We start from the raw sequence: 15,989 nt of genomic DNA on the forward strand, positions 1-15,989 counted from the left end.
CAACCCGAAGGGACACAGCCCACATGGCTGGCCACATCCAGGACCGCTGGTACAAGACCACCACCGGCCCCGACCACAAGCCCGTCAAGGAACGCAGTGACCGCTACGGCACCGGCCTCCGCTACCGCGCCCGCTACATCGGCCCCGACGGCACCGAGAAGTCCAAGAGCTTCCGCGACGGACAGAAGCGACTTGCTGAGAAGTGGCTGAGCAAGACCGAGACGGACATGGCCACGGGCCAGTACGTCGACCCCCGTTCGGCGCGGACCACGTTCCAGGAGCACGCCGTGAAGTGGGTTGCCGCACAGACCTCCGACATCGCGACGCGGCAGGCTGTCGAGATGCGGCTCAGGCTGCACGCCTACCCGCACATCGGTAGTCGTCCGCTCGGTTCCTTCAGGCCGGAGCACATCCGGGCGTGGGTGCGTGTCCTGGAGGACACTGTCCCTGCGGCTTCCTACCGCCGTGCCATCTTCGGCAACGTCTCGGCTGTGCTCACGGCCGCTGTGGACGATGGCCTCTTGCTCAAGAACCCCTGCCGCGCCGAGTCCGTGAAGGCACCCAAGCCCTCCCCGACCCGTGTGAAGCCGTGGCCCGCCGAGTGGGTGTTCGGGGTGCGCGAGGCGTTGCCCGGCCGGTACCGGGCCGGTGTCGACCTGGGCGGAGGCTGTGGGCTGAGGCAGGGCGAGGTCTTCGGGCTTCCCGTCGATGAGGTCGACTTCCTGGGGGGCTGGCTGCACGTCGCCTACCAAATCAAGCTGGTCCGGGGGAAGCCCGTGTTCGCTCCGCCCAAGGGCGGGAAGGAGCGTGACGTTCCTTTCCCCAGTGAGGTGGGCGCCGCCCTGGCCGCGCACATGACCGTGTACCCGCCGGTGGCGATCACGCTTCCGTGGTGCGAGCCGGACGGGGCGCCGGTGACCAAGAAGCTGTTCTTCACCAACAGCGACGGGCACGCCGTACGGCGGAACGCGTTCAACCTCCGGGCGTGGAAACCCGCTCTGGCCGCTGTGGGGGTCATTCCGGTGCCGGAGCGGGGGGAGAGGCACGCGAAGGCCCCCGAGCACGGCATGCACGCGCTGAGGCACTTCTACGCGTCGGTCCTGCTCGATGCCGGGGAGAACATCAAGGCGTTGAGCCAGTACCTCGGGCACAGCGACCCCGGATTCACCCTCCGGACCTATACGCACCTCATGCCGAGCAGCGAGGGGCGCACCCGCAAGGCGGTGAATCAGGTCTACGGGGAGCACGGTTCCCGTGATCACGGCCCAGGGACGGCCCAGGCGGCATGAACAGGCCCCCTACCGGCAAGAAACACGCTGGTAGGGGGCCTGTTCGGCCCGTATTGGGCTCAGATCATGCCGGACTGTCGCTCCCGTCGCCTGCCCCGGCCGTCACTTTCGCAAGCCTGCGGTGTTCCTCGGCCTTGCGGTCGTGGATCGCGGCCATCCGGAGGTGGTACTCCGGGTTGTCCTGCTCGTAGACGTCGGGGATGCCGTCCAGGTCGTCGTCGCGATTCTCGTCGTCCCAGAGGGTGCGGTACCGGTTGTTGCGGACCTTCAGCAGGATGCCCGCGAGGACGGCCGCGATGAGGGAGCCCACCAGTACGGATGCCTTGACCTCGGCGGTCAGCGCGGGGTCGTCGGCGAAGGCGAGTTCCCCGATCAGCAGGGAGACGGTGAAGCCGATGCCGGCGAGGGTCGCCACCGCGAACACGTCCGGCCAGGCCAGGTCGTCGCTGAGCGAGGCGCGGGTGAACCGGGCGGTCAGCCAGGTGCCGCCGAAGATGCCGACCGCCTTGCCGAGCACCAGCCCGAGGACGACACCCAGCGTCTCGGGCCGGGTGAACACCTCGGCGAGCGCCCCGCCGGACACCGGCACCCCCGCGCTGAACAGCGCGAACAGCGGTACGGCGAGTCCCGCCGAGATGGGCCGTACGAGGTGCTCGATGTGCTCACCGGGGGAGTGCTTCTCGTCCTCGCGCCGGGAGCAGCGCAGCATCAGGCCCATGGCGACACCGGCGATCGTCGCGTGGACGCCGCTGTTGTACATCAGGCCCCAGACGACGAGCGCCAGCGGGACGTACACGTACCAGCCGCGGACCTCCTTGCGCAGCAGGAGCCAGAAGAGGACCAGGCCGACGACCGCGCCGCCGAGGGCCGCGAAGTTCAGTTCGCTGGTGAAGAAGACCGCGATGATCAGGATGGCGAAGAGGTCGTCGACGACGGCGAGGGTCAGCAGGAACGCGCGCAGCGCGGACGGCAGCGAGGTGCCGATGACGGCGAGCACGGCGAGTGCGAAGGCGATGTCGGTGGCGGTGGGGACGGCCCAGCCGCTGAGCGAGCCGCCGCCGGCGAGATTGGTGACGACGTAGACCAGGGCCGGGACGGCCATGCCGCACAGCGCGGCGACCACGGGCAGTACGGCGGCCTTGGGGTCGCGCAGATCGCCTGCCACGAGTTCGCGTTTCAGCTCGATCCCGGCGACGAAGAAGAAGATCGCGAGGAGCCCGTCGGCGGCCCAGTGCCGGATCGAGAGGTCGAGGCCGAGGGCGGCGGGGCCGATATGGAAGTCGCTGACGCTCTGGTAGCTGTCCCGCAGCGGGGTGTTCGCCCAGACCAGCGCGGTGATGGCGGCGATGAGAAGCAGGACACCGCCGACCGTCTCGGTCCGCAGCGCCTCCGCGACGAAGTTCCGCTCGGGGAGCGACAGTCGTCCGAAGAGCTTGCGGGGGGTGTGCGGCGCGGTCACGGTGCGGACCTCCAGGGCGTGTCGGCTGACGGAGCCGGCGGGGTCGCCGACTCACATTGCCGACCAGACTTCCCGGCGCACCTGTGATACTCGCTGCGTCCTGGGGGTCGAGACGGGCCCTTCGGCCTATGCGCGGGATCACTTGAGCCCGCGCGTCGATCTTGACGTGACCTTGACGCGTCGCACAGCTTACCGGTTGGTCGGACGGGCGTACTGGATGATCTTCACCATAAGCCGGACAGGGGCGTCCGGCGCGCGAGCGATGACGCGCTCGCGGGCCGGACGCCCCTGTCGGGTGACGCGGGTGGCCCCGTGGGGCCGGGGGTCTCAGTCCTCGCCGGGTGCGGCGGGGAGCTTGGTCTGGATGAGGTCCATCACCGACGAGTCGGTGAGCGTGGTGACATCGCCCAGCGCGCGGTTCTCCGCGACATCGCGCAGCAGCCGCCGCATGATCTTGCCGGAACGGGTCTTCGGCAGCTCCGCCACGGGGAGCAGGCGCTTCGGCTTGGCGATCGGTCCGAGGGTGCGGCCCACATGGTTGCGCAGATCGGCGACGAGGTTCTCGTCGTCGGCGTTCGCGCTGCCCCGCAGGATCACGAAGGCCACGATGGCCTGGCCCGTCGTCTCGTCCGCCGCGCCCACGACCGCCGCCTCCGCGACCGCCGGGTGCGAGACGAGCGCCGACTCGACCTCGGTGGTGGAGATGTTGTGCCCGGACACGAGCATCACGTCGTCCACCCGGCCGAGCAGCCAGATGTCGCCGTCCTCGTCCTTCTTGGCGCCGTCGCCCGCGAAGTACTTGCCCTCGAAGCGGGACCAGTAGGTGTCGAGGTAGCGCTGGTCGTCGCCCCAGATGGTGCGCAGCATCGACGGCCACGGCTCGGTGAGGACCAGATAGCCACCGCCGCCGTCGGGGACCTCACGGGCCTCGTCGTCCACGACGGTCGCGGCGATACCGGGCAGCGCGCGCTGCGCGGAGCCCGGCTTGCTCTCGGTGACGCCGGGCAGCGGCGAGATCATCATCGCGCCGGTCTCGGTCTGCCACCAGGTGTCCACGATCGGACAGCGGTCGCCGCCGATGTGCTTGCGGTACCAGATCCAGGCTTCGGGGTTGATCGGCTCGCCGACCGACCCGAGCACCCGCAGGCTGCTCAGATCGAACTTGGCCGGGATCTCGTCGCCCCACTTCATGAAGGTGCGGATCGCGGTGGGCGCGGTGTAGAGGATCGTCACCCCGTACTTCTGGACGATCTCCCAGAACCGGCCCTGGTGCGGGGTGTCCGGGGTGCCTTCGTACATGACCTGGGTGGCGCCGTTGGCGAGCGGGCCGTAGGTGATGTACGAGTGGCCGGTGACCCAGCCGATGTCGGCGGTGCACCAGTAGACGTCGGTCTCCGGCTTGAGGTCGAAGACGGCGTGGTGGGTGTAGGCCGCCTGGGTGAGGTAGCCGCCGGAGGTGTGCAGGATGCCCTTGGGCTTCCCGGTGGTGCCCGAGGTGTAGAGGATGAAGAGCGGGTGCTCGGCGTCGAACGCCTCGGGGGTGTGCTCGGTGGACTGGCGCTCGGTGATCTCGTGCCACCACACGTCGCGGCCCTCGGTCCATGCGACGTCCTCGCCGGTGCGGCGGACGACCAGGACCTTCTCGACGCCCTCGACGCGGCTCACCGCGTCGTCCACGGCGGGCTTCAGCGCGGACGGCTTGCCGCGGCGGTAGCCGCCGTCGGCGGTGATCACCAGCTTGGCGTCGGCGTCCTGGATACGGGCCGCGATGGCGTCGGCGGAGAAGCCGCCGAAGACCACGGAGTGCGCGGCGCCGATCCGGGCGCACGCGAGCATCGCGACGACCGCCTCGGGGATCATCGGAAGGTAGACCGCGACCCGGTCGCCCTTGCCGACGCCGAGTTCGGTGAGGGCGTGCGCGGCCTTGGAGACCTCGTCCTTGAGCTGGGCGTAGGTCACCGCCCGGCTGTCGCCCGGCTCGCCCTCGAAGTGGATGGCGACACGGTCGCCGTGGCCGGCCTCCACATGCCGGTCCACGCAGTTGTACGCGACGTTCAGCTTGCCGTCGGCGAACCACTTCGCGAACGGCGGGTTCGACCAGTCGAGGGTCTCGGTGGGTTCGGTGGCCCAGGTCAGGCGGCGGGCCTGCTCGGCCCAGAAGCCGAGCCTGTCAGCCTTGGCCTGCGTGTACGCCTCCGCGCTGACGTTGGCGTGCGCGGCCAGCTCTGCGGGAGGCGCGAACCTGCGCTCTTCCTTGAGCAGGTTGGCCAGGCTTTCGTTGCTCACGACATCTCCCTTTCCCAGGGGGTCCGCGTCCGCTGTGTTCCGCGCCACAGCTCACCAGAAGCAAGGGCCTGGTGACAAGGGCTGGCCGGAAATTGGTTTAGACCTGTGTGAGAAACGTCTCGGGAGCTCGCGGGTCGGTCAAGGCCCTTTCCAGGGCCGGTTTCTACGCTGGCCGAGGGTTTCCTGGACTCCTGGGCGGGTGCGTGGCCCGGTCACGTACCGGATGCGCCCGGACCTGGGGGAGGGGCCCGCGTACCGGATGCCGCCCGGACCTGGGGAGCGGCCCCCTGGGTCGGACGCACCCGACGCACCCGACGCACCCGACGCACCCGATGTGCCCGACGCACCCGCTGTGCCCCCGCCCGGGGAGGGAGCCCACCCACCGGATGCGGTCGGCCCGGAGAGAGGGCCGCCTGCCGGGGACTCGCGGGGGACAGGCGGCCTTCTCCGTGGGGGGTGGGATGGACCGGGGCCTTGCGGAAGGCTCTAGGGCGAGGTGTCCTCCAGGGCGTTCACCTGGGTGAAGGCTCCGGCGGGCTCGTCCAGGAGATACGCCTGGGCCTCGCCCACATGGAAGTACATGCCGTGCAGCGTGAGGGAGCCGTCGGCCAGCCGACGCGCCACGGACTCGTGCGCGCGCAGATGGGCGAGCTGCTGGACCACATTGGTGAGGCAGAGCTGTTCGACGGAGTCGGCGGGCGCCCGGCCGGTGAGCCGCGCGGGTGACTCCTGGGTGGACGCCATCCGCTCCAGGCTGGGCGTCCCATGACGCAGCCACCGCCGCAACGGGCTCTGCGCGGCCGACGCCTCGGCGCTGAGCAGGGCCTGCATGGCACCGCAGCCGGAGTGCCCGCAGACGGTGACGGACCGCACCTTCAGTACGTCGACCGCGTACTCGATGGCCGCCCCGACGGAGTCGTCGCCGCTCTCCGCGCCGGGGACGGGCACCAGATTGCCGACGTTGCGCACCACGAACAGGTCCCCGGGGCCGCTGGCCGTGATCATCGAGGTGACGAGGCGGGAGTCGGCGCAGGTGAGGAAGAGCTGGGAGGGCTGCTGCCCCTCCCGGGCGAGCCGCGCCAGCTCCCCACGGACGAGCGGGGCCGTGTGCCGCTGGAACGCGCCGATGCCACGGGCGAGTTGATGGCCGCCGGGGTGATGTCCGCCGGGGTGGTGGGTCTCGCGTGCGGCGGGTGCGTGCTGGGCCCGGGGGGCGCCGCTCTGGTGGTCGCGCCAGGGGTTCCAGGGGCGGCAGCAGGAGTGGGACGAGGCGCCGGGCTCGGTGCTGGGGGTTTCGGGGTCCCCGGGCGCGGCGGATTCCGCGAGTACTTCGGCCGGATCACGTACGGCGTTCCCGGCCCCGGGGGGTGAACAGGGGGGCGGGGCGGGGGCAACGCCGGTCGCATGGGGAGCCGGTGGGGACGGCGGGCTGTGCGGGGGGGACGGCGGGCTGTGCGGGGGGTGGGCCCGTGCCGTGCGGGTGGTCTGGTCGTCGGTGCGGGCGGGGACGCAGGCTGTCATGTTTCCCGTCTCCTCCGGGGCAGCGCGGTCGCGGAACAGGGTCCCCCGGGCTCAAGGCGGGGGCGGGTCGCGGCCGTGGGGTCACGGCGTGCAGCGGCGGGATATCTCAACTCTCGGTAAACGAATCGTAATCCAGAGTAAAGAAGAAGGCCGAACATTTGCATCAAACGGTGCAACCAATCACTCGGGTGAGTGAATGCATCATTTGATCGGCTTGTCATACAAACATCACGGAGGTCCCGTGCGAGGTTGGCCGCGCCCTGATTCGTCTTATAGGAAGAAGGTGGGCGGATGGCCGCCACCCAGAGGATCGCCGCGGGCCTCGCCGTGACCGCGGCCTGCGCCATGGCCGTGTCCGGCTGCTCGTCCGACGGCGGGCCGAGCAAGCGAGGCGGCACGGAGAAGAAACCGTCCCCGGCCGCCGCGCCCAAGAACGCGGTCCGGCTGATCGGCGACGGTTCCACCGCCTTCACCGGCACACAGCCCAAGCAGCCACGCGCCGAACGGCTCGCGCCGGGGCAGCGTCCACCGCAGTTCGTCGTGTTCTCCTGGGACGGCGCGGGCGAGGACAGTCAGCGGCTCTTCTCGCACTTCAGGAAGGTGGCGAAGGCCAACAACGCCACCATGACCTATTTCCTCAGCGGGGTGTACATGCTCCCCGAGGACAAGCGGTCCCAGTACGACCCGCCGCAGCACAACGCGGGCAGCTCCGACATCGGCTTCAACGACGTCGCCGGTGTGAAGGAGACCGCCGAACAGCTGCGGGGCGCCTGGCTGGAGGGCAATGAGGTGGGCACCCACTTCAACGGGCACTTCTGCGGCAGCGCCGGTGGCGTCGGCCAGTGGTCCGTGGAGGAGTGGAAGAGCGAGATCACACAGGCCAAGTCGTTCGTGAAGTCCTGGAAGGGCAACACGGGGCTGAAGGACGCCGAGCCGCTGCCCTTCGACTACGACAAGGAACTCATCGGCGCCCGCACCCCCTGTCTCGAAGGCCAGAAGAACTTCATGCAGGCCGCCCGTGAGATGGGCTTCCGCTACGACACCAGCGGGGTCAACGACCAGGTCTGGCCGAAGAAGAAGGACCGGCTGTGGGATCTGTCCATGCAGCTCGTCCCCGTCCCCGGACGCTCCTTCGAGACGCTGACCATGGACTACAACTTCATGGTCAACCAGTCCGGCACGGTCTCCCAGGGCGACCCGGACATGCACGAGTACTGGGGCGACCAGATGCGTGACGGTCTGCTCCAGGGCTTCGACCGCGCCTACAACGGCAACCGCGCGCCGCTGATCATCGGCAACCACTTCGAGTCCTGGAACGGCGGCACCTATATGCGTGCCATCGAGGAGACCATCGAGAGTGTGTGCAACAAGAAGGACGTGCGCTGTGTGTCCTTCCGCCAGCTCGCCGACTGGCTCGACGCCCAGGACCCTGCGGTCCTCGACAAGCTCCGCGCGCTGAAGGTCGGCCAGGAGCCCAAGGGCGGCTGGCCGGCCTATCTCTCCGCCCGCCCCGCACCGGCTCCCAAGGGCGTACCGGGAGCCCCGGCCGCCGGACAGCGCTGACCCCCGGACACCGGCCCTGACGTCCCCCGCACCGCGTGCCCGGGTGCGGGGGACGTCCATGTCCTGCCGGGACCCGGCGGCGCGGGCCCGCGGTCAGGCGGGCTGGGCCGCCACCGGCTGCTCGCGCAGCACGAACGCGGGGTCCACCTGGGAGGCGAGGTCGCCCCCGGTGCGCTCGTTGCCCCAGGAGCGGGCGTTCTTGAGGTGGAACTGCACCATCTGCCGGGTGTAGCGGTCCCAGTCCCGGTGCTCGTACATGGCGTCGGCCGCCGCCTGAAGGGTGCGCAGGGTGGCGCGGTTGCCGTCCTCCAGCCGGGCGAACGCGAGCGGGCGGCCCTTCTCCATGGCCCGCACCCAGTCCGAGTGCCCCACGGTGGCGATGAGGTCGTCGCCGACCTCCTCGCGCAGGAAGTCCAGATCGTCCTGGCCCTGGACCTTGTTGCCCACGACGCGCAGGGCGATGCCGAAGTCCCGCGCGTACTCCTTGTACTGGCGGTAGACGGACACACCCTTACGGGTCGGTTCGGCCACCAGGAACGTCATGTCGAAGCGGGTGAACATGCCGGACGCGAAGGAGTCGGACCCCGCCGTCATGTCGACCACCATGTACTCGTCGCGGCCGTCGACCAGGTGGTTCAGGCACAGCTCCACGGCGCCCGTCTTGGAGTGGTAGCAGGACACCCCCAGGTCCGCCTCGGTGAACGGCCCCGTGACCATCAAACGCGCGGTGGCGCCGTCGAGTTCCACGGGACGCGCGCACGCGTCGTACACCGGGTTGTTCTCACGGATGCGCAGCAGCCGCGATCCCTCCCCGGGCGGGGTGGTCTTGATCATCGTGTCGACGGAGGCGATACGCGGGTTGGAGCCCCGCAGGTACTCCTTGATGAACGCGAGACGTTCGCCCAGGGCGGGCAGCCGCGCCGAGGTCTCGTCGTCGAGGCCGAGGGCGGCCCCCAGGTGCTGGTTGATGTCGGCGTCCACCGCGACGACCGGCGCGCCGGTGGCCGCGAGGTGCCGCACGAAGAGGGACGACAGGGTGGTCTTGCCGCTGCCGCCCTTCCCAACGAAAGCAATTTTCATGTTCAGTAAGCCTAGTGGCCCTCCGTGCCCCCCGGGACCGCCGACGTGGAGAAGACCACTCCTTCGTGGGGCGTCGCCCCGGCGCGTGTGGGTGAGCCGGCGGGTGCGTAGGGTCGTACCCATGAGTAGTACGTCAGGTGCGTCCGCCGATCCGCTCGTCGCGCTGGGCACGCTGCCCGGGGTGCCCGACTCGGTGGCCGCGGTACGCAAGGCGGTGGACCGGGTCTACGGGCACCGCGTCATGCGCAGGCGCAGCAACGAGGTCACCTCGGAGGCCGCGTTGCGCGGTGCGCGCGGCTCGGCGGCCCTGTCCGGGGCGGACTGGGCGCTGGAGGAGGTCCGCAGACGCAGCGACTTCGGCGCGGACGACGAGGCCCTCACGGTCGGCGCGGCCTTGCGGCTGACGGCCGAGGCGGGGCAACTCCTCTCCGTCTGGCGGCAGTCGCCGCTGCGGGTGCTGGCCCGGCTGCATCTGGTGGCCGCCGCCGACCGCGGGGAGCGCGTGGGGCGTCCCCGTCAGCAGGGCGAGCCGGTGGACGAGCCCCTGATCGAGCTGCCGCTGCCCGGTGCCCACGAGGTCGCCGCGCGGCTGGAGGGGCTGTCCGCGCTGGTCGTCGCGGGGGGCTCGGCACCGGCCCTGGTGACCGCCGCGGTGGTGCACGGTGAACTGCTCGCGCTGCGGCCCTTCGGCTCGTACAACGGGATCGTGGCGCGGGCGGCCGAGCGGATCGTCCTGATCGGCAGCGGGCTGGACCCCAAGTCGGTCTGTCCGGCGGAGGTCGGCCACGCGGAGCAGGGGCGCGCGGCCTACGCGGCGGCCCTGGCGGGCTATGCGACCGGTACGCCGGACGGGGTGGCCCGGTGGATCGCGCACTGCGGCCGTTCGGTCGAGCTGGGAGCGCGGGAGTCGACCGCAGTGTGCGAGGCGATGCAGCGGGGCGCCGCCTGACGCCGACGCGGTCCGGGGGCTCCGGCTCGACCGTGAGGCTGTTGGCCCGTGCGTCCGGTGGTCAGTGTGCGCGCTGGGCGCGAGGCCGCGGCGGTGGACTGGCCCGGGGCGCCTGGACATGGTTGCGGCGGTACGGATTCCGTACCGCCGCTGGCATGTTCACCTGGATACCAAGCGTCCTCGATGTATTGCCCATCAGGCCGGGGGCTCTGCCCGTTCCTGGTGCGGCTGGCCCGTATTCGACGGGTCGACGTCGCGTGGGTGCCTGGTGTTCATGCGCGGTCCGTGGGGCCTGGTTGAGTCAAAGGTGATCCTCTCGGATGTCCTTGGTCTCGCGGGCCGTTGATTCCTTTGTACTCCTGTCCGGAAAGAAGCGGAACCCCACGCCGCACTTCTTTACTTTTAGGTTCAAACAAGGGTCAAGCGGACACGTGGTGAGGGGGGCCCGGGAGTGCGTCCAGAGGCGGGCCCGGCGGCGGTCCGTCCTGATCCCGCTCCGGTCCCGCCCTGGTCAGCTCGGTACGGGACGCCGTTTGCTGGCGTACCAGACCAGTCCGGCCGTGGCCGCCGCCGCTCCGACCGCCGCCGCGGCGACCAGCGCCGGGCGGGGCGGGACCTTCAGTGCGGGGAGGCGCTGCTTGAGCCGTACGGGCCGGTGGAAGTCGAGAATCGGCCAGTCCCGGGCCAGGGCCTCGCGGCGCAGCGCGCGGTCCGGGTTGACGGCGTGCGGATGGCCGACGGACCGGAGCATCGGCAGATCCGTCATGGAGTCGCTGTACGCGTAGCAGCGCGCGAGGTCGTAACCCTCCGTCCGCGCCAGGTCCTTGATCGCCTCCGCCTTGGTGGGGCCGTACGCGTAGTACTCGACCTCGCCGGTGAAGCAGCCGTCGTCACCGACGACCAGCCGGGTGGCCACCACGCGGTCCGCGCCGAGCAGTTCACCGATCGGCTCCACCACCTCCGAGCCGGAGGTGGAGACGATCACGACGTCCCGTCCGGCGGTGTGGTGCTCCTCGATGAGGGAGGCGGCCTCGTCGTAGATGATCGGGTCGATGAGGTCGTGCAGGGTCTCGGCGACGATCTCCTTGACCTGCTGCACGTTCCACCCCCGGCAGAGCGCGGACAGGTACTCCCGCATGCGCTCCATCTGGTCGTGGTCGGCGCCGCCCGCGAGGAACACGAACTGGGCGTAGGCGGTACGCAGTACGGCCCGCCGGTTGATCAGGCCACCGTGATAGAAGGACTTGCTGAAGGTGAGCGCGCTCGACTTCGCAATGACCGTCTTGTCCAGGTCAAAGAAGGCGGCCGTGCGGGGCAGCGAGTGGTTTTCCACGAGCCCGAGCATAGGCGCCCACCATTCGGCGTAAGCTCCGGCGTGTGGGTTTGCCTGAGAAGGCCTTCGGGTACACCATGGAAGTCACGGATCGTTCGCGACCGTGCTAACCCGGTCCGACTCCACCCCCCCCCGAGTCGGCCGTGGGGACGACCCCCGCTCTCCCCCCCCGGCGGGGGTCGTCGCATGTCCGGACCGGTTTGGTCCGCACCTTTCCGACCCTCGCGCCCTTCGGCCGCTCTTCTCGGCCCGCGCAACCCCTCCCCGAAAATCTTACGCAGAGTAACGATCTTGCTGCGCTGGGGAAAGCTTTGCGGTGTCACCTGTTCGGGTGATGGAGATATCCACAAGAGCCCTCTTGTCCACGGTATTTGACCAAGATCCACATGATTTTCCGGATCGGCGCATCGTGATTGCAGCGCGATCCGCTCATGGAGTTCGGACGGTTCGTTCACGGTGGTTCTGCTGGCCGGATTCCGATGGCCCGACGTATCACCGGGAACGGAACTCCACGTTCGGGATTCGCGGGTTCATCAGGAACCCGGGGACGCGCGGAACCACGGACGGATCGAGGGGGCTGGAGATCGTGAAGGACATCGTCGCCCGGCGCGGGGCGGACGGGGAGCGGGCGGGGCCGCCCCGGAGCGGCCCCCGGGCCCGTCCCGGGCATCCGGGGCGGACCCGGTCCGAGGCCGCCGGCGGGACCCGGGCGGTCGGGCGCCGAGGAGCGGACGCCGCCCCGGTGGAGCCCGTCGGCCCACTGATCCTCACGGAGGACGGCCCGCTGCTCGACGACCTGCTGAGGCTGTGCGCCGCGGCCGGGGCGAGGGCTCAGGTACGGCACGGCCCGCCGGACCGCGACCGCTGGGAGAGCGCGCCCCTCGTCATCGTCGGTGACGACGCGGCGGCCCGGCTGCGGGGCTCCGGCCGCAGGCGCGGAGTGGTCCTGGTCAGCCGGGCCCCGGAGTCCCCGGAGCTGTGGCGGCACGCGGTCGAGGTCGGCGCCGATCACGCGCTCGTCCTCCCGGATGGCGAGAAATGGTTGGTCGACCGGATCGCGGACGTCGCCGAAGGCGCCGGCTGCCCCGCCCTCACCGTCGGCGTCCTCGGCGGCAGCGGCGGTGCCGGAGCCTCCACCCTCGCCTGCGCCCTCGCGCTCACCTCGGCCCGGGCCGGGCGCCGCACCCTGCTGGTCGACGCCGACCCTCTCGGCGGCGGGCTGGACATCATGCTCGGCGCGGAGGAGGCCGAGGGCCTGCGCTGGCCCGCCTTCGCCGGATCACGGGGGCGGGTCGGCGGCGGCGCCCTGGAGGAGGCGCTGCCCGCGCTGCACGGTCTGCGGGTCCTCAGCTGGGACCGCGGGGAGCCGGTGCCCGTCCCGTCCCAGGCGGTGCGCGCCGTGCTCGCCGCCGCCCGCCGCGGCGGCGGCTCCGTCGTCGTGGATCTGCCACGCCACGCCGACGACAACGCCTCGGAAGCCCTCGCCCAACTCGACCTGGCCCTGATCGTGGTGCCCGCGACCCTTCCCGCCGTCGCCGCGGCGGGCCGGACGGCCGCCGCCGTCCGGCCCGTCCTGCGGGACCTGCGGGCCGTCGTCCGTCCGGCTCGCCGCGACCGCTCCGGCCGCGTACCCGACGGCGCCGAGGTCGCCCGGCTCCTCGGGCTGCCCTACGCGGGCGAACTGCCCCATGACCCCGGGCTCCCGGCCGCCCAGGACACCGGCCGCCCACCCGGGCACGATCCGCGCGGCCCGCTCGCCCGCTTCGGCACGGCCTTCTGGCAGCAGCTCGTCCCCGGACCGGACGGAGCGACGTCATGACCGCGGTGGTCGGCGAGCGCCTGCTCGACGGCGTACGTCAGTGGCTCGCCCGCAGCGGCCTCGAAGCCACGCCCGCACATGTCGCCGAGGCGCTCCGGGCGCAGTCCGTCGTCCTCGGGGACGCCGAGGTCCTCGGCACGGCGAGGCGGCTCAGGTCCGAGCTGGTCGGCACCGGGCCGCTGGACTCCCTGCTCACCGACCCGGCGGTCACCGACGTGCTTGTCTCGGCACCCGACCGCGTATGGGCCGACCGGGGCCGCGGCCTCCAGCTCACCGACATCACCTTCCCCGACCCGGGCGCCGTCCGCCGGCTCGCGCAACGCCTGGCGGCGGCGGCCGGACGCCGGCTCGACGACGCCCGCCCCTGGGTCGACGCCCGGCTTCCCGACGGCACTCGGCTGCACGCGGTGCTGCCGCCGGTCGCCGTCGGCTCCACCTGTCTGTCCCTGCGGGTCGCCCGCCCCCAGGCATTCACCCTCACCGAACTCGTCGCGGCCGGGACGGTGCCCCCGGGCGGCGACCGCTTCCTGCGCGCCCTGCTGGACGCCCGGCTCTCCTACCTGATCAGCGGCGGCACCGGCACAGGCAAGACCACCCTGCTCAGCACCCTCCTCGGCCTCGTGGCGGCCGACGAGCGCATCGTCCTCGCCGAGGACTCCGCGGAGCTGCGCCCCGACCATCCCCATGTGGTCCGGCTGGAGGCCCGCCCGGCCAACCAGGAGGGCGCGGGGCTGGTGACCCTGCGGGACTTGGTGCGGCAGGCCCTGCGGATGCGACCGGACCGCCTTGTCGTCGGGGAGGTCCGGGGCCCCGAGGTCCTCGACCTGCTCGCCGCGCTCAACACCGGCCACGAGGGCGGCTCGGGCACGGTCCACGCGAACACCGCGGCGGACGTACCGGCCCGCCTCGAAGCCCTCGCCACCGCCGCCGGACTCGACCGCGCGGCCCTGCACAGCCAGCTCGCGGCGGCGGTGGCGGTCGTGCTGCACCTCGTACGCGACCGTCAGGGCCGCCGACGGGTCGCCGAGGTACGGGTCCTGGAACGCGCCCCCTCCGGCCTGGTCGTGACGGTGCCCGCCCTGCGCTGGGGGCCCGACGCGTTCACCCCCGACACCGGATGGCGACGCCTGAGGGCCCGCCTCGGGGACGCCCTGTGAACCCGGCGGCGCTGTGTGTCGCGGCGGCGGTGGCGTGCTGCGCGGGGGCGGGTGTGTGGCTGGCTTGGGCGTGGGGCCCGCGAGCGAGCCGGGCGGCCCGGCTGCGGGCGGTGCTGGCCCGGCCGGTGCGGCCTCCGGCGACCCAGCCCCTGGACCGGGCCCTGGGGCATCTGCTGGACCGGACGTCGGGTGGTGGACGGGGTGCCTGGCATGGGGTTCGGGCAGGGGCCCGGTCCGGAGTTCGGCATGAAGTTCGGCATGAAGTTCGGCCTGGTGGGGCGGTTGCTGGGGCTTTCGGCGGGCCGTTCGGTGGGCTGGCCGGTGGGTCGGTCGGCGTGCTGATCGGTGGGGCGTCCGGTGGGTCGGCGCGTGGGCGGGTAGGTGTGACGGTCCGTCGGTGGGGGGCTGTTGTGGCGGGGCGGGTCGGGCACGAGGTGTGGGTGCTGGTTGTGGGGGCCGTGGTCGCGCTCGCCGGGCGGTCACCGCTGCCGTTGCTGCTCGGGGCGGCCGCCATGCCCGTGACGCGACGTGCGCTGCGTGCCCGAGCTCAGCGGGCGGCACGCGACCGGCGGGCCGACGAGGTGATCGCCCTGTGCGGCGCCCTGGTCGGTGAGATGCGCGCCGGACGGCATCCAGGCGAGGCCCTGTCCGAGGTCGCCCGCGCCCCGGACGGCGGGCTCGGCGCGGCCCGTACCACCGTGCTCGCCGCGGCCCGCTTCGGCGGGGACGTGCCGGGCGAACTCACCGCGGCGGCCCGGGAGTCCGGTGCGGAGGGGCTCGTGGGACTGGCCGTGTGCTGGCGGGTGGCCGTGGACCAGGGCGCGGGGCTCGCCGCCGGACTGGAGCGCCTGGAGGCAGCCTTGCGCGCCGAGCGGGACCAGCGCGCCGAACTGCGCGCGCAGTTGGCGGGTGCGCGGGCCACCGCCGTGATGCTCGCGGGCCTTCCCGTGGTGGGGCTGCTGCTCGGCGCCGCGTTGGGGGCGGAGCCGCTGAGGGTGCTGCTGCACACCGGTCCCGGTTTGGTGTGCCTCGCGGTGGGCGGCGCGCTGGAGGTCACGGGGCTCTGGTGGGCCTCCCGGATCGTGCGGGGGGCAGAGGTGGGGTGAGGGGCGGGGCGCCGGGGACGCGTGGGGTTGGGCTGACGCGGGGTGGGGCTGGGCCGGCCGGGGCGAGGGCTGGGGGTGCGGTCGGTGCGGAGGCGGGTGCGGGGTGCGGGGGAGCCGGGCTGGGTCTTGGGGTGCGGACGTGAGGAATGGGTCGGCCAGGGCGGCAGGGCTCGGGCTGGGGCCAGGGGCGGGGGCTGGGCGCGGTGTGCGGGGTCGGGGGCGAGGGGCTGAGTGGGCTGGATGTGGTCGGTGTGCTCGGTGGTGGGGGTTGTCCACAGGCTGGGGGTTGTTCATGTCGGGTTGGTTGGGTGCGGGGGCCGCGTGGTGGCTGTGGTGGCTGTTGTGCGGGGTGAGCGAGAAACGGTGCGGAGGGTACGTACGGGCGCGGTGGGGGCGAGTGCTCGGGACGGCGGGTCCGGCGACGGGC

At 71.9% G+C, this 15,989-nt stretch carries 11 protein-coding genes and 1 pseudogene; 7 read left to right on the plus strand and 5 right to left on the minus strand.

Translation table 11 applies throughout. From position 1 onward, the window contains the following. The first annotated feature begins 23 nt into the window (after positions 1-23). The gene (locus OG711_RS21805) at positions 24-1,289 is read left to right on the plus strand and encodes a tyrosine-type recombinase/integrase (RefSeq protein WP_329560128.1); all 1,266 of its coding nucleotides are present in this window, start codon (positions 24-26) and stop codon (positions 1,287-1,289) included. Between the two features lie 64 nt (positions 1,290-1,353). On the opposite strand, the gene nhaA is transcribed toward OG711_RS21805, so the two are convergent. The 3 genes and pseudogenes from nhaA to OG711_RS21820 all read right to left on the minus strand — a co-directional run. After that, complete coding sequence (gene nhaA, locus OG711_RS21810; protein WP_329560129.1) at positions 1,354-2,748, minus strand: Na+/H+ antiporter NhaA; 1,395 nt, start codon at positions 2,746-2,748, stop codon at positions 1,354-1,356. Between the two features lie 327 nt (positions 2,749-3,075). After that, positions 3,076-5,034, minus strand: a complete 1,959-nt coding sequence (gene acs / locus OG711_RS21815) for an acetate--CoA ligase (protein WP_405673950.1) — start codon at positions 5,032-5,034, stop codon at positions 3,076-3,078. Between the two features lie 486 nt (positions 5,035-5,520). Next, positions 5,521-6,330: pseudogene (locus OG711_RS21820) on the minus strand (carbonic anhydrase); the annotation flags it as partial. 516 nt (positions 6,331-6,846) lie between these two features. Here OG711_RS21820 and OG711_RS21825 point away from each other — a divergent pair. After that, on the plus strand, positions 6,847-8,118 hold the full coding sequence (locus OG711_RS21825; RefSeq protein WP_073795415.1) for a polysaccharide deacetylase family protein: 1,272 nt from the start codon (positions 6,847-6,849) through the stop codon (positions 8,116-8,118). A gap of 93 nt (positions 8,119-8,211) precedes the next feature. On the opposite strand, the gene OG711_RS21830 is transcribed toward OG711_RS21825, so the two are convergent. Next, on the minus strand, positions 8,212-9,198 hold the full coding sequence (locus OG711_RS21830) for an ATP-binding protein (RefSeq protein WP_073795412.1): 987 nt from the start codon (positions 9,196-9,198) through the stop codon (positions 8,212-8,214). 121 nt (positions 9,199-9,319) lie between these two features. Between OG711_RS21830 and OG711_RS21835 the strand changes: the two genes are divergently transcribed. After that, the gene (locus tag OG711_RS21835) at positions 9,320-10,147 is read left to right on the plus strand and encodes a Fic family protein (RefSeq protein WP_266517172.1); all 828 of its coding nucleotides are present in this window, start codon (positions 9,320-9,322) and stop codon (positions 10,145-10,147) included. Between the two features lie 511 nt (positions 10,148-10,658). Here the strand turns inward: OG711_RS21835 and OG711_RS21840 are convergent. Next, positions 10,659-11,492: an HAD family hydrolase gene (locus OG711_RS21840; RefSeq protein ID WP_266517169.1), complete on the minus strand. Its 834-nt coding sequence runs from the start codon at positions 11,490-11,492 to the stop codon at positions 10,659-10,661. Positions 11,493-12,222: 730 nt separating this feature from the next. On the opposite strand from OG711_RS21840, the gene ssd reads away from it, so the two are divergent. The 4 genes from ssd to OG711_RS21860 all read left to right on the plus strand — a co-directional run bounded on the left by ssd (position 12,223) and on the right by OG711_RS21860 (position 15,562). Beyond that, positions 12,223-13,299, plus strand: coding sequence for a septum site-determining protein Ssd (gene ssd, locus OG711_RS21845; RefSeq protein WP_266518371.1), 1,077 nt, complete (start codon positions 12,223-12,225; stop codon positions 13,297-13,299). Then, positions 13,296-14,456: a TadA family conjugal transfer-associated ATPase gene (locus OG711_RS21850; protein WP_329560131.1), complete on the plus strand. Its 1,161-nt coding sequence runs from the start codon at positions 13,296-13,298 to the stop codon at positions 14,454-14,456. Before ssd ends, OG711_RS21850 begins: the two co-directional genes overlap by 4 nt. 210 nt (positions 14,457-14,666) lie before the next feature. Next, positions 14,667-14,798, plus strand: a complete 132-nt coding sequence (locus OG711_RS21855; protein ID WP_266517167.1) for a hypothetical protein — start codon at positions 14,667-14,669, stop codon at positions 14,796-14,798. Beyond that, positions 14,771-15,562: a type II secretion system F family protein gene (locus OG711_RS21860; RefSeq protein WP_405674932.1), complete on the plus strand. Its 792-nt coding sequence runs from the start codon at positions 14,771-14,773 to the stop codon at positions 15,560-15,562. The genes OG711_RS21855 and OG711_RS21860 overlap by 28 nt, the downstream gene beginning before the upstream one ends. The last annotated feature ends 427 nt before the right edge of the window (positions 15,563-15,989 follow it).

Origin of the sequence: Streptomyces uncialis (assembly GCF_036250755.1) — a bacterium.
In the GTDB taxonomy this organism is placed as follows: domain Bacteria; phylum Actinomycetota; class Actinomycetes; order Streptomycetales; family Streptomycetaceae; genus Streptomyces; species Streptomyces uncialis.

What these genes read in the sequence shown, in the direction of transcription:
- OG711_RS21825 (WP_073795415.1), top strand. Translation starts at nt 6,847, where the DNA reads ATGGCCGCCACCCAGAGGATCGCCGCGGGCCTCGCCGTGACCGCGGCC.
- OG711_RS21830 (WP_073795412.1), bottom strand. Translation starts at nt 9,198, where the DNA reads ATGAAAATTGCTTTCGTTGGGAAGGGCGGCAGCGGCAAGACCACCCTG.
- OG711_RS21805 (WP_329560128.1), top strand. Translation starts at nt 24, where the DNA reads ATGGCTGGCCACATCCAGGACCGCTGGTACAAGACCACCACCGGCCCC.
- OG711_RS21835 (WP_266517172.1), top strand. Translation starts at nt 9,320, where the DNA reads ATGAGTAGTACGTCAGGTGCGTCCGCCGATCCGCTCGTCGCGCTGGGC.
- OG711_RS21840 (WP_266517169.1), bottom strand. Translation starts at nt 11,492, where the DNA reads ATGCTCGGGCTCGTGGAAAACCACTCGCTGCCCCGCACGGCCGCCTTC.
- OG711_RS21855 (WP_266517167.1), top strand. Translation starts at nt 14,667, where the DNA reads ATGGGGTTCGGGCAGGGGCCCGGTCCGGAGTTCGGCATGAAGTTCGGC.
- OG711_RS21850 (WP_329560131.1), top strand. Translation starts at nt 13,296, where the DNA reads ATGACCGCGGTGGTCGGCGAGCGCCTGCTCGACGGCGTACGTCAGTGG.